The 21,322-nt window shown below is 53.4% G+C and carries 17 protein-coding genes; 10 read left to right on the top strand and 7 right to left on the bottom strand.

The features are described from left to right. Window positions 1-53: 53 nt before the first annotated feature. From acsC to MWC30_RS11360, 7 genes are all read left to right on the top strand, one after another. Window positions 54-1,403 carry an acetyl-CoA decarbonylase/synthase complex subunit gamma gene (acsC, locus tag MWC30_RS11390; RefSeq protein ID WP_244084301.1) on the top strand — a complete coding sequence of 450 codons (1,350 nt, stop codon included), beginning with the start codon at window positions 54-56 and terminating at the stop codon, window positions 1,401-1,403. Between the two features lie 127 nt (window positions 1,404-1,530). Then, on the top strand, window positions 1,531-2,418 hold the full coding sequence (locus MWC30_RS11385; protein ID WP_244084300.1) for a dihydropteroate synthase: 888 nt from the start codon (window positions 1,531-1,533) through the stop codon (window positions 2,416-2,418). Between the two features lie 636 nt (window positions 2,419-3,054). After that, complete coding sequence (ppdK, locus tag MWC30_RS11380; RefSeq protein ID WP_244084299.1) at window positions 3,055-5,808, top strand: pyruvate, phosphate dikinase; 2,754 nt, start codon at window positions 3,055-3,057, stop codon at window positions 5,806-5,808. A gap of 23 nt (window positions 5,809-5,831) precedes the next feature. Then, window positions 5,832-6,773 (top strand): CoA ester lyase, encoded by a 942-nt coding sequence (locus MWC30_RS11375; protein WP_244084298.1) that lies wholly within the window; start codon window positions 5,832-5,834, stop codon window positions 6,771-6,773. Between the two features lie 206 nt (window positions 6,774-6,979). Further along, window positions 6,980-8,587, top strand: a complete 1,608-nt coding sequence (locus MWC30_RS11370) for a sensor histidine kinase (RefSeq protein ID WP_244084297.1) — start codon at window positions 6,980-6,982, stop codon at window positions 8,585-8,587. A 232-nt stretch (window positions 8,588-8,819) separates the two neighbouring features. After that, window positions 8,820-9,629 (top strand): hypothetical protein, encoded by an 810-nt coding sequence (locus tag MWC30_RS11365; protein ID WP_244084296.1) that lies wholly within the window; start codon window positions 8,820-8,822, stop codon window positions 9,627-9,629. Next, window positions 9,626-10,597 (top strand): nucleotidyl transferase AbiEii/AbiGii toxin family protein, encoded by a 972-nt coding sequence (locus MWC30_RS11360; RefSeq protein WP_244084295.1) that lies wholly within the window; start codon window positions 9,626-9,628, stop codon window positions 10,595-10,597. Before MWC30_RS11365 ends, MWC30_RS11360 begins: the two co-directional genes overlap by 4 nt. Before the next feature lie 180 nt (window positions 10,598-10,777). Here MWC30_RS11360 and MWC30_RS11355 read toward each other — a convergent pair whose 3' ends face one another. The 7 genes from MWC30_RS11355 to MWC30_RS11325 all read right to left on the bottom strand — a co-directional run bounded on the left by MWC30_RS11355 (window position 10,778) and on the right by MWC30_RS11325 (window position 18,702). Then, complete coding sequence (locus MWC30_RS11355) at window positions 10,778-11,320, bottom strand: hypothetical protein (RefSeq protein ID WP_244084294.1); 543 nt, start codon at window positions 11,318-11,320, stop codon at window positions 10,778-10,780. Between the two features lie 2 nt (window positions 11,321-11,322). Beyond that, window positions 11,323-12,420, bottom strand: a complete 1,098-nt coding sequence (locus tag MWC30_RS11350; protein WP_244084293.1) for a PilW family protein — start codon at window positions 12,418-12,420, stop codon at window positions 11,323-11,325. Next, complete coding sequence (locus MWC30_RS11345; RefSeq protein ID WP_244084292.1) at window positions 12,417-12,821, bottom strand: prepilin-type N-terminal cleavage/methylation domain-containing protein; 405 nt, start codon at window positions 12,819-12,821, stop codon at window positions 12,417-12,419. The genes MWC30_RS11350 and MWC30_RS11345 overlap by 4 nt, the downstream gene beginning before the upstream one ends. Then, window positions 12,784-13,302 (bottom strand): prepilin-type N-terminal cleavage/methylation domain-containing protein, encoded by a 519-nt coding sequence (locus MWC30_RS11340; protein ID WP_244084291.1) that lies wholly within the window; start codon window positions 13,300-13,302, stop codon window positions 12,784-12,786. The genes MWC30_RS11345 and MWC30_RS11340 overlap by 38 nt, the downstream gene beginning before the upstream one ends. After that, the gene (locus tag MWC30_RS11335) at window positions 13,299-17,474 is read right to left on the bottom strand and encodes a pilus assembly protein (RefSeq protein WP_244084290.1); all 4,176 of its coding nucleotides are present in this window, start codon (window positions 17,472-17,474) and stop codon (window positions 13,299-13,301) included. The genes MWC30_RS11340 and MWC30_RS11335 overlap by 4 nt, the downstream gene beginning before the upstream one ends. A gap of 59 nt (window positions 17,475-17,533) precedes the next feature. Beyond that, entirely contained in the window at window positions 17,534-17,983 is a 450-nt protein-coding gene (locus MWC30_RS11330; protein ID WP_244084289.1) for a hypothetical protein, read from the bottom strand. 245 nt (window positions 17,984-18,228) lie between these two features. After that, window positions 18,229-18,702: a type IV pilin protein gene (locus tag MWC30_RS11325; RefSeq protein WP_269467786.1), complete on the bottom strand. Its 474-nt coding sequence runs from the start codon at window positions 18,700-18,702 to the stop codon at window positions 18,229-18,231. Between the two features lie 379 nt (window positions 18,703-19,081). On the opposite strand from MWC30_RS11325, the gene MWC30_RS11315 reads away from it, so the two are divergent. From MWC30_RS11315 to aroF, 3 genes are all read left to right on the top strand, one after another. Continuing rightward, window positions 19,082-19,471: a type II toxin-antitoxin system RelE/ParE family toxin gene (locus tag MWC30_RS11315; RefSeq protein WP_244084288.1), complete on the top strand. Its 390-nt coding sequence runs from the start codon at window positions 19,082-19,084 to the stop codon at window positions 19,469-19,471. After that, a complete protein-coding gene (locus MWC30_RS11310) occupies window positions 19,449-19,766 on the top strand; it encodes a DNA-binding transcriptional regulator (RefSeq protein ID WP_244084287.1) in 318 nt (105 codons plus the stop codon). Before MWC30_RS11315 ends, MWC30_RS11310 begins: the two co-directional genes overlap by 23 nt. 498 nt (window positions 19,767-20,264) lie before the next feature. Further along, window positions 20,265-21,287: a 3-deoxy-7-phosphoheptulonate synthase gene (aroF, locus tag MWC30_RS11305; RefSeq protein ID WP_244084286.1), complete on the top strand. Its 1,023-nt coding sequence runs from the start codon at window positions 20,265-20,267 to the stop codon at window positions 21,285-21,287. Window positions 21,288-21,322: the final 35 nt, after the last annotated feature.

Genomic DNA, 21,322 nt, shown 5'->3' with positions numbered 1-21,322 from the left:
CATCTGAAACGATCATGTGCATTGAATTCGAACCGTGTTGAGGAGAGAAACAGATGGGATTAACGGGTATACAGATTTTTAAGTTACTTCCCAAGACCAATTGTGGGGAGTGTGGAGTTCCGACCTGCCTGGCCTTTGCAATGAACCTGGCATCTGGTAAGGCGGAATTGGAAAAATGCCCCTACGTCTCTGAAGAAGCCAAAGAGAAGCTGGCGTCGGAATCCGCTCCACCCATCAGACCGCTGACCATCGGAACCGGTGAGTATGCTGTCAAAGTCGGTGGCGAAACGGTGATGTTCCGCCATGAAAAGACCTTCGTGAACCCTCCGGGCCTCGCCGCTGTCGTCAGCACCAACGAAGACGATGCTTCGGTTCAGGGCAAGATGGATCGGTTCAAGGCCGCGCAGTATGATCGCGTCGGCTTGAAGCTGCGCGCGGAAATGTTTGTCGTGAACGATGCATCGGGAGATGCGGGCAAGTTCATCGCTCTTGCCAAGAAAGTCTCCGACGGAACGGGCGCCGGCCTCATCCTGAAATCCGACAGCGTGGACGTTCTGAAGGCTGCCGCCACGGAACTGAAGGATAAGAAGCCCCTCATTTATGCCGCCACAGCCGCCAACGCCGATGCTCTCGGTGAACTGGCCAAGGCTGTGGAATGCCCCCTGGCCGTCAAGGGTGACGGAACATTGGACAGCGTCGCGGCCCTGACGGAAAAACTCACGGGCATGGGCCTCAAAGACCTCGTCATCGATACGGGAAGCCGTGAACTGAAGAAGGTCTTCGAAGAACAGATCCTCATCCGCCGCGCCGCTTTGAAGGACAAGTATCGCCCGTTGGGATTCCCCACCATCATCATGGCCAACGAAATGGCCAATGACCTGATGGACGAGTCCCTGGTGGCCGCGACCTTCATCGCCAAGTACGGCGCACTGATTTGCCTGAGCGATTTTCAGGCCCACAGCCTGTTCCCGCTGTTCCTGGACCGCCTGAACATCTACACCGACCCGCAGCGGCCCATGACGGCTGAGCAGGGAATCTATCCCATCAACAATCCCGATGAGAATTCGCCCGTCCTCGTGACCTGCAACTTCTCCCTGACCTACTTCATCGTGTCGGGTGAAATCGAAGCCAGCCGTGTTCCTTCATGGCTGTGCGTCCAGGATACTGAAGGCCTCTCCGTCATGACGGCCTGGGCCGCCGGTAAGTTCTCGGGTGAAAGCGTGGGAAGCTTCATCAACAAGTGCGGCATCAAGGACAAAGTGAAGCACACGACCTTGATCATTCCCGGCTATGCCGCGGGCATCAGCGGGGAACTGGAAGAAGAGCTCAGCGGATGGACGATCCAGATCGGTCCCAGGGAAGCGAGCCAGATTCCGAAGCTTCTCAAGACCTGGAAGCCTTAAAAGATCGATAAGGGGAATGCGAGCCGGCCGGCTTATTCAGGGGTCGGCTCATTGTTTTTCGCTCCTCCCGCCTGGAGGAGCCGCAGACGCAAAGAACGGTACTTAGCGCCCAAGGAGGATGACAGGAATGATGTATCTCATTGGTGAAAATTTAAATATAATGAGTGTAACCTATGGAAAGGCATTGAAGGAAAAGAACGCGAAGCCGCTGCAACAGCTGGCCATTCAGCAGGCGGAAGCCGGCATGGACTGGATCGATCTCAATATCGGGCCCTCCGGAAAAATCGGCGAAGAGCTGATGGCTTGGCTGGTGCCCGTGGTGCATGAAGTCGTGGATCTTCCCCTGGCCCTGGATACCTCCAACATCAAGGCCATCGCCGCCGGGCTCAAGGCTCACAAGAAATGCCGCCCCCTCATCAATTCCATCATGGTGCGCCCCGAGCGCATGGAAGCCCTGCTGCCCCTGGCCAAGGAATATGATGCCGATTTCGTAGCCCTCCTGTGGGGCCCCGAGGGGATGCCCCGCGATGAAAACGAACGCGGCGCCCTCTGCTCCGAGCTCGTATACAAGGCTGAAAGCGAATTTGGAATCGCTCCTGATCGCATGTATGTGGATCCCATCCAGACCCCGGTGAGCGTACAGCAGGGACAGATCATGAGCTGCCTCGAGTTCATGAAGATGCTGCAGGACATCGCTCCCGGGTGCCGCAGCACCATCGGGCTTTCCAATGTTTCCAACGGTCCCCCGGATCACCTGCGCCCCATCCTGAACCAGGTGATGCTCATCATCCTGAAGCGGCACGGCCTCTATTCAGCCATCGTCGACTGCTTTGACAAGAAGCTCCACGATATCGCCAAGGACAAACATCCCGAGCTCGAAGCCGTGGTCCACAAAGTGGAAGACGGCGAAGCGATCGATGAGAGCAAGTTGTCCAAGGAAGAGCTGGATTATGTGAAGACCGCTAAGGTTATTCTTGGCCATAAGCTCTTTTCCGAGTCGTGGCTGGAAGTCTAAGTGACTGTCTAAAAATTAAGTAACTGTCTGAAATTTCGTTCGCTTGTCATTCCGGTAGTCTTTAAGCCGGAATCCAGGTTTTTCGCCGGACTGGATTCCGGCTCAAAGACTGCCGGAATGACGAAACAAGGTGCCTTCTTCCCATATCCTCCCCCTCTCGACCCTGCACCTCCCCCACACACCATGAGCAGATGCTGCTGTCCGCATGAGTTGTCCTCCTGAGCCGTCTTCCTCCGGGATCTCTTTTCTTTTGGGAGTTTCCATCCCGTCGTGTTGAAATCTATTGATTTCTGAAGAGCACTTCGTCTAACTGATACAGTGGTGAATATTTCATATGCTGTTATAAGGTTCGAGATCGTCGGACAACTTACCGAAAGCTGTCTTTATACGCATTAAGGATTGAAAACTTGTTTTTTGTAGGAGCGGCTTCCAGCCGCGACTGGCTCAATGTCGCGGCTGGAAGCCGCTCCTACAAAAACAGGGAACCATCAAATCGAAAGTTTTACACCTTTATATGAAAATGCCGTCGCAAAGGCTTTTCATCGTTCGTTGTGGCCGCCCGGTCATGGGGGTTCTCGAGTATATATTGAGATCGATGGATGTGGAGAGCAGGTTGTAAAAAAGGGAGGAAGAACGATGGTGCACCAGTACGTCTATTTTTTTGGAGATGGAAAAGCTGACGGGAATGCTCAGATGAAGGGTCTGCTGGGGGGCAAGGGAGCCAACCTGGCGGAAATGACGAACCTTGGAATTCCCGTTCCTCCCGGGTTCACCATCACGACGGAGATCTGCGGATATTATTACGAAAATAATCTGCAATACCCACCCGATCTGAAGGCGCAGGTGGACGATGCCCTCCGAAGACTGGAATCGTTGATGGGGCGCAAGTTCGGCGACCCGGAGGCGCCCCTGCTGGTTTCTGTGCGCTCGGGGGCGGCCAGCAGCATGCCCGGCATGATGGATACGGTCCTCAACCTGGGGCTCAATGATCAGACGGTGCTGGGACTCATGAAGGAGACGCAGGACGAGCGTTTTGCCTACGACTGCTACAGGCGCTTCGTGGCCATGTACGGGGACGTGGTGCTGGGGTTGAAGCCGGCTCAAAAGGACCAGACGGATCCCTTCGAGCATATCCTCGAGGAGATGCGTAAGCGCCGCAACGTACATTTCGACAGCGAACTGCCGGCGTCGGATTTGAAGGAACTGGTGGAGAGATATAAGACGCTCATTCGGGCACACATGGACGTGATGTTCCCGCAGGATCCCATGGAGCAGCTGTGGGGCGCCATTGGAGCGGTTTTCGGATCCTGGAACAATCCCCGTGCTATCGCGTACCGGGAGCTCAACAACATTCCGGCCGATATGGGGACTGCCGTCAACATCCAGGCCATGGTGTTTGGAAACATGGGGGAAGATTGCGGCACGGGTGTGGGCTTCACGCGCAATCCGGCCACGGGCGAGAATGTCTTCTACGGCGAATACCTCATCAACGCCCAGGGCGAGGATGTCGTCGCCGGCATCCGTACGCCTCAGCCCATCAACAAGGCGCAGAAAACGGACCCCAACACCCTTTCTCTCGAAGAGACCATGCCGGAGATCTACCAGCAGCTGGAAGAAGTGCGCCGGAGGCTCGGCCGGCACTATCGAGACATGCAGGATATCGAGTTCACCATCCAGAAGGGGAAGCTCTGGATGCTCCAGACCCGCACGGGAAAGCGCACGGCGTTCGCGTCCTTCAAGATTGCCGTCGATATGGTGCGGGCCAACATCATCACGAAAGAAGAAGCCCTCATGCGTGTGGACCCGGATCAGCTGAACCAGCTGCTCCGACCGGTCTTTGACCCCAAGGCGAAGGAAGCCGCCGTGAAGAGCAAGGCCCTGCTGGCGAAGGGGTTGAACGCCGGGCCTGGAGCCGCCACCGGGCGGGTGGTCTTCAGTGCCCCGGATGCCGAACAATGGGCCGCCAAGGGAGAGAAGATCATTCTCGTGCGCGTGGAGACCTCCCCCGAGGACATTCGCGGAATGCACGCCTCCCAGGGAATCCTGACGGCGCGCGGCGGGATGACGTCGCATGCGGCCCTCGTAGGGCGGCAAATGGGGAAGGTCTGCGTTGTGGGCTGTAATGCCCTGGAGATCGAATACCGCACGCATCGTATGACCGTCGGTGACAGGATCATTCGGGAGGGAGACTGGCTGTCCCTGGACGGGACGACGGGGGAAGTGTTCGTGGGGCAGATTCCCACTCAGCCTTCGGAAGTCCTGAGCGTCATCCTGGAGGGGAAAGGTGCGACATCGGATTCCCAGGTCTATCAGGATTACATGGAACTCCTGGGCTGGGCCGATGAATGTCGTACCCTGGGAGTCTGGACCAACGCCGATCAGCCCAACCAGGTGGAAATGGCCCTGGCTTTCGGGGCCGAAGGCATCGGCCTCACCCGCACGGAGCACATGTTCTTCGAAGGCGATCGCATCGATGCGGTTCGGGAGATGATCCTGAGCGACGACGTGGAAGGCAGGAAACGTGCTCTGGCCAAGCTGCTTCCCATGCAAAAAGAGGATTTCAAGGGCATTTTCCGGGTGATGCAGGGAAAGCCGGTGACCATCCGGACGCTGGACCCGCCGTTGCATGAATTCCTGCCCCATGAAGAGAAGGACATTGAAAAGCTGGCCCACGACATGTGGGTCCCGGTCGAGCGCCTCCAGGCGAAGATCGAGAGCCTCCATGAAGTCAATCCCATGCTGGGACACAGAGGCTGCCGCCTGGGGATCGTTTTTCCGGAAATCACGGAAATGCAGGCCCAGGCCATCATGGAGGCCGCCTGCGAGGTGAAAAAGGAAGGGATCGATGTACACCCCGAGATCATGATTCCCCTGGTGGGGCACGTCGCCGAGCTGAAAAACCAGCGGGCGGTGGTGGATGCCGCTGCGCAGGAGGTCATGAAGCGTTACGAGATCCAGGTCCCTTACCGGGTTGGCACCATGATCGAAGTGCCGAGAGGCGCCTTGACGGCGGATGCCATTGCCGAAGTCGCCGAGTTCTTCTCCTTTGGGACCAATGACTTGACCCAGACGGTCTTCGGCATCAGCCGGGACGATGCCGGAAGATTCCTTTCGGATTACCTTGGCGCCAGGATCTGGGAAAGCGACCCCTTTGAAAAGCTCGACCAGGTGGGTGTCGGAGGCCTCATGGAAATTGCCGTCCAGAAAGGACGATCCACCAAGCCGGACCTCAAGATCGGCATCTGTGGTGAGCATGGTGGGGAACCCTCGTCGGTGGACTTCTGTCACCGCATCGGTTTGAATTACGTGAGCTGCTCGCCGTATCGTGTTCCCGTAGCCCGCTTGGCGGCCGCCCAGGCCGCCATCCGGCAGAAGAACGCGAAATCCTGATGCCTTGACCACCGGAGAGAACTGTGGAACAGCCTTTTCGCCTGCGCCGTTCAATTCTGTCGGTGCCCGCCAACCGTGAGAACATGGTCCGGAAGGCTTTCAGCCTTCCGGTGGATGTCGTGATGCTGGACCTGGAGGACAGTGTTCCCATCCAGGAAAAGGAGGAGGCGCGCGGGCGCGTGGCTGCGGCCCTGAAGGAACAGGACTGGAAGGGCAAGGTGCGCGCCTATCGTATCAACGCCATGGATACGCCCTTTGCTTATCGGGACATCATCGACGTGGTGGAGGCGGTGGGAGACGGGGTGGATGTCATCGTGGTGCCCAAGGTCAATGATGCCGCCGAGATCAAGGCCATCGACTATCTTCTGACCCAGATCAAAATGCGCCTGGGGCTTCAAAAGACCATCGGTCTGGAAGCGTCCATCGAAACCGCTTTGGGGATGCTCCGAGTGGATGAAATCGCCTTCAGCTCGCCCCGCCTGGAGGCCCTTGTATTTGGAGTAGCCGATTACGGGGCTTCGCTCACCATGAAAACCCGTGGAGTCAGCGGCCATGGGGAGGCGGAGGAATTCTATCCGGGCCATCGCTGGCACTTCCCCCTCAGCCGTATGGCCATGGCGGCCAAAGCCGCCGGGCTGGCCGCCATCGACGCGCCGTACGGTGACTACAGGGATGAAGCGGGACTTCGGCGCTCATGTCTTCTGAGCGCAGCCCTCGGTTACGACGGCAAATGGGTGATCCATCCGAGCCAGCTGCAGGGAGTCAATGAAATGTTCACCCCATCTCCCGAAGACGTGGAGCGGTCCCGGAGGATTCTCGATGCGTACGATCAGGCGCGGAGGGAAGGGCGGGGCTCCCTTTCCATGGACGGCAAGATGGTGGATGCCGCTTCCATCCGGGTGGCCCGCGTCGTCTGCTCGCAATGGGCGGCCATCGAGGGGAAGCGGGAGTCAGAGTCTGGGTGATGCCTTTTGGCGATTATACTGCGAACGGGTAAAATCTTGACTTTTGTAGGAGCGGCTTCCAGCCGCGATTCTGATGGAGCCAGCTATTTCCATCGCGGCTGGAAGCCGCTCCTACAGGATCATCAATAAGTCACGATCTTATCCGTTTGGAGTATACATATGACAGGATTTGTTTCTCCGGAGACTTTGATCTGATGGAACCATCGTTGAAGCAGCAGAGAGCCGGGCCGATTGGATCCCGGGAAAAATGCAGGCGGCAGGACAAGGAATTGCAGATCCTCTTCGATATCTCCTCCGCCCTCCACGGTTCCACACATCTTCAAGACGTTTTGCAAAAAGCCCTCATGGCGATTCTTACCCATTTGAATTTCAAGATGGGGGCAATCTATCTCCTCAAGGAAGTGCAGACGGACCAGATGCTTCTCGAGTTGGCCGCGCATCATGGCTTCACGGAAGGCCTTGTGGAGTGCATCAGGTTCCTTCTGGCGCCTCATCAGTCGATGGGGAAATACTACCTGGACGATCCCGTCAAGTGGCTGCCTCCCAGCAAGCTCTTTTTCACAAAGCTCCAGGATCGTCTGAAGGATGAGGGAATCCAGGAGATCATCCGCATCGCCCTCGTGACCCCCAAGAAGTTCCTGGGTCTGCTCTATGTCACCAACCACGGTCCGCTCCAGCTGCGGCAAGATCGCCGTGAGTTGTTGAAGACCATCGGGCAGCAGCTGGGGGTGTCCATCGAAAACGCGCAGCTCTTCGAATCCGTCGAACGGGCCAAGAGTGAGCTGGAGATCAGTTTTGACGCCATTCAACACAGCATCTTCCTGGTGGACACGCGCATGCGCATCTATCGAGTCAACCGCACGAGCGAAATGGTTTACGGCAAAGCGGCGGACATGATCGGAAAGAAGTACACAAATATCCTCTATGGCCTGGAGCATCCGCACAGTGAATGTGTCATCCAAGCCTGCCTGAATGATGCCCGGCCCTTGCGGCGCGAGGGGCCCCACCCACGGTGGGGGGGGTATTACCACTTCTATGCGTTCCCCGTGCTCAACCCCACGGGGACCCTCGAACGCGTTGTTTACTACGAAAAGGATGCCACGGAGGCGAGAAAGCTCGAACAACGGCTCCAGCAGAGCGACCGGCTCCAGGCGCTTGGGACGCTCGCGGCCGGAATCGCCCATGAGATTCGCAACCCCCTGGCGACGATCAATTTCAATGCCCAGATGCTCCAGCGGGAGATCAGCCTCGACGCCGGCCAGCAGCAGATGTTCCAGGATATGGTGCATGAAATCAGGCAGATCGACCGGATCGTGCAGCAGGTGCTCCAGTTTGCACGGCCTCGGGAGCCCCAGTTTCTCCCCAATCAGATCAACGATGTCGTGCGGTACTGCCACGATTTGGCCCGGGTGAACCTGCGCAAGGCCAACGTGGAGGTCATGCTGGACCTGGCGCAGGATACTCCCCCTCTCGTCATGGACTTCAACCAGGTCAGCCAGGTGGTCATGAACCTGATCCTCAATGCGATAGAGGCTATGAGCGACGGTGGGCGGCTGACCGTCAAAACGGAGCGTCGCAACGACCCGCCCGCCGTGGTGCTGGAATTGAGCGATACCGGCCCCGGTATCCTGGAAGAGGACAAGAACCGCATCTTCGACCCGTTTTTCACGCGGAAGCCCGAGGGAACGGGGTTGGGGCTGAGCATATCCCGGCAAATTTTGGAGAAGCACGGGGCCTATATCGAACTGGATTCGGTGCTGGGGCAGGGAGCGACTTTTCGCGTCACTTTCCCGCTGCCCCCGCAGCAGGTGTGACTCGAAAGTTTATTTGATACGTTTTATGGAAGAATTATCTGATCCAGTACTGGGTGGACGACATCAGCATTGCGGCCCTTCAGTCAGTGCTGGAATTGACAAACAATTGCATAACCCATAAAGAATCTATGGGCTTGTGGTATCATGTTCAAGGTATCGAGCGCAGCCTTGACATAATAAGCTAAAACACATAAACTTATTATGGGTAACATGTTAGGATGTCAAGGAGGCGATGGTGAAGCACACTGGATTTTTCCAGAATCACCCGGTTTTTACCATAGAGGAGTTTGCACAGCATCAGTCGGTCCGTGGAGGAGGCGGCCCGAGGGCGCGGGAGGCCCTTTTGGCCTACTACAAAAAGACCGGGCGGATCGTTCGAGTGCGGCGCGGATTGTACGCCGTCGTCCCGACAGGGGCCACCCCGGATTCCTATCCGGTCGATCCTTTTCTTGTCGCCTCGAAGCTCACTGAAGATGCGGTCTTAGCATACCATACCGCCCTTGAATTCCATGGTCGGGCGTATTCGGTCCAGGAAGACTTCACCTATTTGGCATCCCGTCCGTTGCGCCCGTTTCGATTCCGCTTCAATCTTTTCCGAGGCGTCAGATTCCCGAAAGCGCTCAGCCGGGTTGGGAAGGAGAATTTCGGCGTCTCAACCGCTGAGCAGGTCAGCATGAAAGTGAGGGTTACCAGTTTGGAGCGGACCCTGGTAGACCTATTGGACCGCCCGGACCTTTCAGGTGGTTGGGAGGAGATCTGGAGGTCGCTGGGTTCCATCGAATTCTTTGATCTTGATAAGGTCGTTGAATATGCCCTCCTGCTTCGAAACGCGACCACGGCGGCGAAGGTTGGCTTTTTTCTGGATCAACACAGAGAACCGTTGATGGTTGAGGACCGTCACCTCACCCCCCTTCACAGCCTGCGGCCGCGGCAACCGCATTATTTGGATCGGACCCGGCGAGAGTCCGGTCGCCTCGTATCAAAGTGGAATCTGGTGATCCCCACGGAGGTCCTTGACCGGGCGTGGGGGGATGTCCTGTGAGAATCTCTGCCGAGATCCTGACCGCTCAAGCGGCGGCAACCGGCTTCAGACCAAATGTGCTCGAAAAAGTTGGACACCTGCTTGGCCTGCTCGATGCCATTCAGAGCCATCCGTTTCTCAAGGGGAAGTTGGCGCTCAAGGGCGGAACGGCCTTAAACCTTTTCATCTTCCACGTCCCACGACTCTCTGTGGACATCGATCTGAACTACGTGGGAGCCGAGACTCGTGAAACCATGGTCGCCGAACGGCCCAATATCGAGCGGGCCGTTCAGGCGGTCTTCGCACGGGAGGGCTTCACGGTCAGGAGGATGCCTGAAGATCACGCCGGAGGCAAGTGGGCGTTGCGCTATGGAAGTGCCCCCGGCCGAACCGGCAATCTTGAGGTGGATCTCAATTTCATGTTCCGGATTCCTTTGTGGCCGCTTACCCTGCGCGACTCTCAACGTGTGGGTGGCTGGCGGGCCACTGGGATTCCCGTGCTGGACCACCATGAATTGGCGGCAGGGAAGCTCGTTGCCATGCTGTCGCGCAAACAGGCGAGAGACTTGTTCGACAGCCAGGGGATTTTCAGGATGGAAAACCTTGAACGGGATCGACTCCGCATCGGATTCGTGGTCTATGGCGCGATGAACCGCATCGACTGGAGGACCATTTCGGTCGATGCGGTCGACTTCGACCCGGCGGAGCTGGCCAGACAACTGATGCCCGTGCTGCGTGTCCAGGCGCCGGAGGTCGAATCAAAGCCAACAGAATATGGAGCGCGCCTGGTGAAGGACTGCCGCAAAGGGCTTTCCGCAGTGCTCCCTCTGGCGGATAATGAAGGTGCCTTTCTGGACCTGTTGCTGGAGAAAGGCGTTGTCGATGCGACGCTACTCACCTCCGATCCGGTCCTGCAAGAGCGTATTCAAAAACAACCGCTTTTGGCATGGAAGGCTCTTCATGTGCGGCGCTATAAGGGATTGGCCTGACAGCGCGTAAAAGTCCGGGGCAAGGGCGATAAACTTCGCATCGTCCCCATTATAGACGATGAGCTCATGAGCGATCTAAAGCACCTCATCCCTCTGTGTCAGGATAGTTGTCACCCAGGTGGTTTTTCGCACTGAGCTGCTGTGGTCTCTTCTGGGCGGGTGTGAAAAGTGGCAGAGCTATCATCTTTCTTGTTGATACAGTACTGAGATTTCAGCGTGTCCCATGGCGTCAGCTTCTTCAGCTCGGATTTTAATTGTGTAGATATAAGCAGAAGTTGTGTCACGCGTATCAATAATCTTGATATGTAGATGGTGAGAGCTGAGATCGAAAATCAGGTCTGGGTTCTGTGTGGGATCCGATGTTGCCGCGTAGTCTGAGCAATGGGGCCAATTTACCTTTGGTGATGCGGAAGTGGCTTTTGCCAGCTTCTCCTTTATACACGGTTCGCCGCTTTCTAAATTTAAGTTTTCGACAAAGGTGGGAAGAACCAGTGGATCAGTTGGGTCGGATAGCGCCGCATTCTTGATAGTGTTGATGATAAGATCCGTCCCCCCTTTTGCAGCTTCCAGGGAGCCAGCATAACGTTGCTCAATACCGGTGACCTTTACACCCTGAGTGACCAGGAGAAGCAAAATGACTACGACGGCGAAACCAATGACTACCATCAGGAGAGTGGTGATGAGGGCGATGCCTCGTTCGTCGTTGAGGATTTTGTATCTCATTTTTAATCCGTCAAATTCATAGGTTTGATGGCCATTTTGAGGACTTCCCATCGATAATGAACGGCCTCACCCAGATTTGAAGGTGTAAAGGTCTTCACGGTTGCTTTAGCAGGATCATCCTCCAAAGACAAGCTGCCGGGAAAGTAGAAACTATCCTCTTGCTTTCCCTCGTGATACAGGATGGCAATATTCACCTGACGAACCTGTTGTCTTATGTCGTTTGCCGACAGGGAAGCCAGGCTGTTCGTCCATGTGTTGTCAGCCAGACCAAAAATGACCTGAAAGTCCATGACGCAATCCATCAGAGGTTCATCGTTTCGTTTACCGTCACCATGGTTAATTGTGCTCCGATATAGAATGTAGCTTTCTGGATAACACCTGCTCGGGAAGTTATCGACAGGTCTTTTGAGGTAATAATCCACTCGATTGAAGGGCATACGAGGATTCTTCGTCAGGTCCGAGTCAGAGTTGATTCCATGGACGAGACCGAGCTCACCCGTACTTGTGGGAGTAGCTAGCTCCGAAGCATCTGAATAGTAATCTGACTTGAAGGTAAAGTACCATGAACCACTTTTTAGCAGCAATTTTCGGGAAGTATCCATCACGATGACCCTGTCGGGATTACTGAAATCTTGATCGCTCACTTGCCACCGTTTGACCTTCCATTTTATACCGTCATAATAAAGTGTAGACCATTTCCTGGTTGCCTTATTGAGGTTTGCTACTGTTGATTTGATCACTAACACATCAGAGCTATTGTTATTTGTAGCTCCATTGTTTCCAAAAACGAGCGGCCGTGGAACCGTATTTGAGGGCTCGTTGAAGGATGTTGGATTGGGTGTCACATTTTCATCTGAGACCGCCTCATAGTAGGTAATTCCGTTTAGATTGCTTGGCAGGCCAAACCCGGCCATTTCAATGTCGTAGCGCAAAAGCTCTCGTGCGGTTAGGTTCCCCATGTAACTTTCAGCAATCTTGCTCTCAGATTTGAACCCTTTCAAGAGTTTCAAATATGCGGCACCTGCCCCTCCGATGACGATCAAAAGGACAACAAGCGTCACCATTATTTCAACGAGCGTCATACCCTTTTGAGAATTCATATGAGTTCTCTCACCATTGTTTCCGCACTGTATTTGTGAAGCCTTTTTCGGGATGTCCACTGCACGAGAATTTTGATACGCTTCAAGTTCGTGTCGGTTGTTACGGTTGTATTCACCTGAAAAGATCTCAGTGCTTTTCTGACTTGTCTCTGAACTTCGGAGGGAAAATTGGCCGATTCAATGTCGGCATATTTCATGTTCCTGGCTTTTTCCAGTTGCTCCTGTGCGATAATTATAGCTTCATTTCGTAGGGAATTTTCCAAGTTGTAGTTCATTGCCGTCATGACTCCAAATATAGAGCCCAACAGCCCTAACAGCAGGATCACCATCGCTACAAGAACCTCTATCAGCGTAAATCCACCATCATTTACTGTCAATGACACACTTTTCGGCTGATGCATCCCATTTCCCCATGAGAATTCTTGTTTCAGAAACTTTAACGCAATTGTTCGCCGCATTGGACGGCGCCGCAATGTAAAAGCTCCCAAGTTTCGAGGGATATCCTCTGCCATCAAAGCGGATATTGTTGCCCGTGCTAAACTTGGCGGTGATGGTATATTCTAAATTGACCAGTTCTATTTCGTCGGATGGGTCGGCAAAGTCCCCATTGTTACACTCCTCATCAGTCTTATCGTTACAGTCTGATTTTATGCTGTATTTATTGAAGGAGTTCGAGTCTCCCCAGTCGATTCCACAAGCTACCTTACTGTAAGCTTTCATACGAATGAACTGCAGGTCACTGTAAAGTTTTGATATTTGTCCTTCCACCCCGTGCCTCTTATTCCATGAGGAAAAGGCAGGGATGCCGAAGGTGATAATGAGAGCAAAAATCACCAGCACAACCATCGCTTCGACGAGAGAGAAACCGCAATGCTTGTTCATTTTTCCATCCAGAGAAGAACCTTCCCGGTTTTTGGGGCATAGGGAGGCACGAAAGGGGGGGAGCTTTCCGGCGGGATTCCAGGAATCCAATCGGTGGATTTCCCATCATTTTGATTGAAATTATTTTCATTGGTGTTGCTAGAATCAATGTTGATCCTGGTGATCACACCAGTAGATGTTTGCAGATAAATTCCTCCTGTAGGATTTTTTACAGTGTAATCGGGGCAGGACGCATCCAGAATTGAATTCCCCGTCGCACAGTTCAGACCCCAGACGCGTGACTGGCCACCAAAACCGCAAACATCGGACGTTGGTTCAGTGGTGGTAAAGAATACCATGTTCTGGCTCGATTTGGTGGGGTCAGTGATGGATCTTTCCTTGTAAAACAGGGTGTCGGCAGGCCGTTCAAGCTCCCAGCGCCATGCCATTTGTTTGGCATGAGTGCTGAGGTCTCCGCAGAGCTCGGCACTTGTGTGACTGAAGTTTATTGTACCTGTAGAGCAATTATTTTTTGCCGTACAGAGGAATGGCACGCCCAAAATTAAATCTGAAGTATTTGCGTCATATTGATCATTCTTAAAAAAATATCTTCCCGTGCCTGCATACAAGAACCACTGATTGAAGCATTTCATGAGTTCCACCTTGGCTGTCACGGGTTGATTCAAATTAAGATTTTGTAGCGCGAATTCCCAGCTTCTTGGCTCTGTAGTATTGTCCGCCGTATTGGCATCTCCCGTCCAGAGTTTGACGACACCTCCGCTCCACTCGTCGATCTTTCCGCTATTAGAGCTGCTGTACCCAAAAAGCACAAAATCGGTGAATCCGTCTTCATCCACATCGAAGCCGTCGCTGAAAAGTCTCCCTCCGAATCCATTCTTGAAGGTCTCGCCTAGATCCTTGACATATAAACCATTGGTCGACTGGATTTTGAGCTGCTCATCCAAAGAGAGGACGAAAGCATGAACGTTCTGATTGGAAGAGCCGTTTCTGTTGGTCGGACCCGATAGGAACATGACAAAATGTTTTTCTACAGGCTCCGCGGAAGAGGGTTTGACCTTGCGATGAATCACGGCGGGACCGGAATAACTGTAACCGAGTTTGGGATGGGTAAACTCCCACAGGAGTTGAGGCGCTTCTGCGTCAGTAACGTCCAGCGCGAAGTATGAAGAGAGTCCTATGCACATGCTCGGGTTGTAGCAAGAATCCAGATTTGTACAAGAGAAGGGTTGGCTGCAGGTGTCTGACGGCGCTCCAGTCTTGATGGCGGAGAGATTGGTGGCATCGCAACCGGCTCCTCCCAGTCGCATTCCGCCAATCAGGATTCTTTTCCCTCCCATGTTGACGAGATAGGGAGACAAATCGACGTAATTCAAATGACAATAGCCTGGATTGCCGAGGCACCTCAGATAGGGAAGGACATTTTTTGGAATAAACGCCCAGAGTTCCTCGCCCAGTTCCGTACCCTCGAGCTTGGTCACCTGTTTCCCTGTTAAGCCGGTCCGGCTCAGCACTCCAGTTTTGAAGGCATGCAGCATTCCGTCATTGGACCCCACAAAGACGACACTCTCTTTCTTCTTGCAAATCAGACCATTGCACTGAGCTGACGTTGTACAGAGGGTAGGGGGAATGTCGAACTTTTGAGCATTCTCATTATAGCAGTACCGATAGTCGCTCTCCACTGTCGGGGTGGAGTAAGCGATATCTCCCAGTTTCCAGGTGCGTGTTTTGGACACTCCCTCTTCTGTAATCGTGAAAGTTCTGCCGCGGCATCCGGTGATATCCGTGCCCCGGACATAGTTCACGAGGTTGGCTGCGGTTTCATCATCGTTAGCTCCCCGCAGACAGTTTGAAAAGGTGGTAGGGTTACCCAGATTGCTCTTGAAGGCTGCAAGCTCGCTGGGTTTGAATTTAACCAGTTGTTCCGTGGAATTCTGGGTCGGTTGCCCAACCGTATAAATTGTTCTGGAGTCTGGAGAGGTTTTTGAAAGAAGATCGCCCGCTTCCCATAGTGCAGCTACATTTTCCAGCGGGATTGGGCTTCCATAGTTTGTTGCATCGTCAAACGAGCCATCGCCATTGACATCCAGCAATCGCTGTAATGAAAGCTGTTCTGTTGCGGTATCGAAGCTGTATGAAAGTCCGTAATCGGTGTCGAGATCGAGAATAGCATTCTTATTACTGTCTTCTCTCAGGTTAGATTCCGTTTTGGAAATATAAAACCAATAATCATACAGATAACCGGTCCAGCTCAACCAGGTTTCCTGATCCGCATCCCCGAACTTTTTGGAGGGATAGAATACCGCCTGCATCATGTTGGCTCCTTGTTGAGCCTTTTCCGATAAGATGGATACGGACGTGCCGGAAGATGTTTGTGTGAGGATGTCACTGAAGATATTGCTTAAAGTCTCTGCCAGCTTAGTAGGCTCGTCCGCATAATATGCATCCCCGTTGACGGCTGTGCCGCCCTCGACAGCCATGGTGTCGAGTTTTGTTTTTGCCTCACTGGATAGGCCGATGCCCAAAATGTAGGTGTTGATATTGAAGGTGTATTCTATGTCGAAGTTGGAGTTGTTGGGGTGCTTGGGGTCCGGGAATTTCTTTTTGATATCTTGCAAGGTTCCTAATTTTTCCAGTACATCAGGCATTAGCTCATCTGCACTGCCAGGCGTCCCCGTTTCACTGACACTTGGCAGGCCATCTGTCACATAGATAACATAGTTTTTCTGGCATCTCACCTGAATCGGCGAGGAAAAGCCCTCCAGGGTCCCTTTGAAATAATCGATGGCGTTTTGAAGGGTACCTGCGGTCGGGGTCAGGCCTGCATTGATGATGTAAAATTTCCCAGCGGTATCCTGACATTGGTTTTTGTTTTTTGATTCGCTGCAGGACATGTAGCCTGCAGCATCATTTTCTTTAGGGTTGAGTTTCTCCATCAACGAGGTATAGGTACTAGTGTTGGTAGTTGTTTCTCCCGATACTGTGGAGAGGTCGTCAATGGGAACGTGAAGGTAACCCCCACCCAGCGAGCCGCTGTTGAACCATGTCTTGCCCACATGGTACCAGGATACTCTTTGACCATAGTCTTGGTAACCAAGAGCAGAATCCGTATCAGTGGGATGGCTTATGGTATATTCCCCAGGGTATGGAAATAAATATCCTGTCTCGGTGTCTTCAGTTCCTTTTTTGGCGCCGTAGCGCGTGTACTTGTCATGCGTTCCTTCACTGACGCTATAGTCCGGAGAGTAAAAAAAACCTACTCCTTGGTCTGTGGTATCGTAAAAAGGATATGCATGTTTGGTATAAATGAAACCCGGGGGATCCGTTGTATCCGTTTGATTAGGTTTCATTTGTGTTTTCGGATAGATAAGGGAACAATACTTGTTTTTTTTTACGCTGTCGCTGTCTGTTTTAGGGTCTATGATCTCGTCAAAATAACGGGTATTAAACTTTGGATTCCGCTGCTGGCATGACGTTCTACAAACTTCTTCATTTGTGCTGTCTCCTGTTTTGCAAAACTCGACGCATGCGGCAGGTGCGTCAGGGCAATAGGATTCGGGATTGTAAGAAGCAAAATACAATGCATTATGAAGTTCGTATGATGTCGCGCTTGGAACATTATAGGTGATGAGCCCTATTCTGAGCTTATCCTTTAACTGGTCTACAATCTCCTGAAGAGCTTTCCTTGCAATGACCGACTTGCTGGCAGGGGAATAGGAGCCTACCGCACCGCCGGAAAAGTCCTCATCCATACTGTTGGAATTGTCCAGAATGATGAGAATATTGGGCTTGACATCGTTCGATAGGAACGCTGGATTGTTGCAGTGGCACGTAATGGAAAAATAAGCGTCACTTGAGCCGTCAATAGGGGGGGAACCCTCTGCCCTCGATATTCTAATTTTATAATCATTGCCTGTTGTCTGGTTTGATATAATGGGCCAAGCGAAAGAACCCGAATTGGGTGTCTTTGCAGCCAGAGTGAGAACCGTTGTGCCCCCCTTGAGAAGCTCTATTTTCACGGGATCAGTGCCAGTATAGGTCCACGTAATCGTTTGCGTGGTACCGGCCAGCCAATTCTCCCCGCCTTTCGGAGAATTCACTGTGATGTCAGCTGCATTGCTTATGCAGGGAAGCCATAAAGCCAATATGCAAAGGTAGAATGTGCTTTTTTTCATAACTGCGTCCCTCAATCATTACCGCTTATTTTCCGTTTATAATGAAGCAGAAAGTGGCTCTACCTTACGATGACGGTTGAAAGCGTCCCACCCACGAAAAAAAGCTCCGCCGTTCTGATTTTGATTCCACTGTTTCTATTATCGATGAGTTTGGTTCCGCGAGTGATCTGGAACCTTCTGCCATCTTGGGAATAGACATGCCCGTCCTGAATCCGATCGAGAATGATGTTCATGACTACAATGTCCGGTTGTGCTGCAGGCGTGGCAGGAGAACCGGCAGGCCTTGTGCTGCTTCGGTTACCAAGTTTTTGTGAGGTAAAGGCGTGGGATGGGGATGTCATCATTGCCAGTACAATCAGCAAGGTAAAAAGTGTTTTACCAGTAATGAGCATGATCTCGCCGAGCGCCGCCAATGAAAATCCCCCCTGGCCCCCCTTTACCAAAGGGGGGAAGTGCAACGTTTCTCTCCTTATCCAATTGGGTTTGGGGGGTACCCTGGTGGTGCGCATGGAGACGACTCCTTTGCTTGCGGACTGATAAATTACGCTGATATGTTCATGGCAACCTGGATGTTGGACATTTGACTTCCTGCCATTCTATTGACATGTTGCTATGAGGCTCTTAAACCATATGTGTATCTCGTGTTTTGATTATTCTTTAAAAATAACGCTATATTATAGTTTGCTCCCTTTGCAGGAGCTTATTGAAATTCGGGCGCGTTCGCATCCTGGCTGCCCATTGAACCGTATCTCTATCAGTCGAACAGCCATTTGTAGACGGAAAATTTGAGTGCGTCTTCATTCAAGACTTTCGGACTTTGGGTGCTGGCGCTGATGATCAGCTTGTCTGTCTGAGCGTATGAGTAGATCTTGCGTGTGGCCGCGATTCTGTAGTTGTTGGTGCTCGCGGCCTCTACTGTAAAGCCGTAGTATTTGAGCTGGTGCGAAGTTTCGGAGCAAGCGCCGCACGAGGAGAGGCAGGTGGAGCTGGAGCTGAAGGTCGGCAGGCATCCGATGGTTCCGGCATAGCGGTTGTTGTCGAGATAGAATTCCTCCATCTCGATCCTTGCCGTCAGGAGCTGGCTGGCCGCCTCGCTCTGCTTGACCCGGTTGACGTAATTGATGTAGGCGGGGATGGCGACAGCCGCCAATATGCCCGTGATGGCGACGACGATCATGAGCTCCACCAGGGTGAAGCCTTCTACTGACGCCAGCGAATATTTTTTCATTTAAATTTCAGCCTTTTTAAACGAATGTCTTGGTCAGGAACAGCCTTTCTGAAGGAATTCCGTTCAGCAATCAATTTCCGGAGCTCCGGTTCGTTCTATGGACCGAGCAACATTTGTGCCTCTCAATTAACATGCCACCGAGACATTGCTCTCCCGCGCAGGGTGGGCCTTTGCCCACCAACCAATGCTTTCGGCGCAGAGCGGTGGGCAAAGCCCACCCTACGCAAGAACTCTCGTTGTAGTATTAAGCCTCGGCGCTTGAACATGTCTTGTTACAGTTGGCGGCTGATAATAAAAATGTTGGGACCACAAGAGGCACCCCTATTGAATTTATAACACTAAGTGTTAGAATATGCTTCAATTGGGATCAGGGGGGGATGTGCGGGTATTCAAAACGAAGTGGTTTGCTCGCTTTGCACGAAAAGAGGACATCAGCGACAATAAACTAATTGACGCCGTACGAGAGGCAGAAAAAGGCATGAATGATGGGGACTTGGGCAAAGGCCTCATCAAGAAGCGCGTGGCCCGGCCAGGGGAAGGCAAGAGAGGTGGCTACAGAACGATCATCGTCTTCCGTGTGGGTGAGCGGGCGGTGTTCGTGTACGGCTTTCCGAAGAGTGCCAAAGCCAATCTTAATGCGGCGGAATTGGATGCCTACCAAAAGCTGGCTCAGATATACCTCAGCTTCAGTGCTGCGAGCATAGCCAAAGCACTGAGCGAAGGGGAGTTGGAAGAGGTGAATTACAATGGCGAAGAAATATCAGAGTGATGCCTTGGAAGCGTTGCACGAAACAGCACTGGGGTTGCATCACATCGGATTGATTGACACAAAAACGATGCGCGATTTCGATGTATCGTGCCTGACGACCGTGGAAAAACTTTCGGCCAAAGAGATAGCGGAAGTCAGGAAAAGAGCAGGGGTCAGTCAAGCGGTATTCGCAAAATATCTAAACGTAACCGTCGGCTTGGTGAGCCAATGGGAGCGAGGCGAAAAGCAGCCGCGCGGGGCTTCTCTTAAGCTGCTGTCACTGGTGCGAAAAAAGGGCTTGGAGGCTATAGCATAGCGGCACTTTTGTTTACCAGGCCTTTCAAATCGTCAGATTTTCGTCGCGGTCCGGGCAGACTCAATTGCCCGGCGGCGACAGGATGAGCTCCCTTGTTACTCCGAACTTCCGACTTCCCAATGAAATGAAAAAATCTCTTGACAACACTTCGTTGATCTGGTTACAGTCGCTCTACATTTTTCAACAGAAACCAGGGGATTTAGATGTCTGAATGCTTTATTTCGAAAACCTGTTCTTGGCGCTGGTGGCGTAATTCCGGCACGGAGGTGTGCGCCGCCAAGATCTAGCGTGATCGAAGCATCAGCTGAATGAATAGATCATAGGGACTGTGGGCCGCACCGGCTCACAGTCCTTTTTGTTTTACCTGAGGGGATTGTGGGAGCTTCCGACAATCCCCTCTTTTTTTTGCCTGATGGCAGGTCGACGGGATGGGGTTGGACGGGGAGCCCGAAACGCATTGGCGGAATGTCCAAGACCTTTCTACAGGGAGTCAAGAAGATGCTGATCGTCATGAATCAAAAGGCTTCACCTTCGGAGATCGAAGCGGTGGTGGCGGTGATCGAATCCAGGGGCTACACGGCGCGGCCCATGCCGGGCGGCGAAAGAGTGGCCATCTGTGTCCTGCACAACCCGGGAGCGGTGGAAGCCGGGCCATTCCTCGGCATGCCCGGGGTGAAGGAAGTCATCCCTGTCACCCATCCGTATAAACTGGTGAGCCGTGAGTCGCAGCCGGAGGATTCCGTCATCGAGGTGGGCGGTGTGAAGATCGGCAACGGGCACATGGTTATCATTGCCGGTCCCTGCGCCATCGAGAGCGAAGAGCAGGCCCTGACCATCGCCCGCAAGGTCAAGCAGGCCGGGGCACAGCTTTTCCGCGGCGGCGCCTTCAAACCCCGTACCTCGCCCTACGCCTTCCAGGGCCTTGGGGAAGAAGGTCTGAAGATCCTGAGCAAGGTCCGGGAGGAAACAGGCCTGCCCGTCGTGACGGAAGCCATGGACCATGATGTTTTCGATATGGTGGAGGAGTACGCGGATGTCATTCAGATCGGCACCCGCAACATGCAGAATTTCACCCTGCTCCGAAGGGCCGGCCGCGCTCGGAAGCCCGTCGTTCTCAAGCGGGGGATGTCCGCCACTATCGAAGAGTGGCTGATGGCAGCCGAATACATCATGGAAGGGGGAAATACCCAGGTGATCCTCTGCGAGCGCGGGGTGCGGACTTTCGCTCACCACAGCCGGAACACCCTGGACCTTTCCGCCATTCCCGTGGTGCGCAAAGAGAGCCATCTGCCCATCATCGTGGACCCGAGCCATGCCGCCGGGCGCCGCGACCAGGTCATCCCCCTCAGTCGTGCCGCCGTAGCCGTCGGCTGCCACGGACTCATGGTGGAAGTCCACCACGAGCCCGATAAGGCCCTGAGCGACGGGGCCCAGTCCCTCTATCCCGAGCAGTTCGGCAGCCTGATGCAGCAGATCGAGCCCATTTTCGAGATCTTTCATCCGCTGAAAAGCCAGGACTGATACAGCCCCCAGGCAATGGCCATAACCGTCAAAGG

The sequence above is a fragment of the Desulforhabdus sp. TSK genome, assembly GCF_022836495.1.
GTDB lineage: Bacteria > Desulfobacterota > Syntrophobacteria > Syntrophobacterales > Syntrophobacteraceae > Desulforhabdus.
The sequence above is the reverse complement of the archived record's forward strand: the minus strand, read 5'-3'. Positions and strand labels throughout refer to the sequence as shown.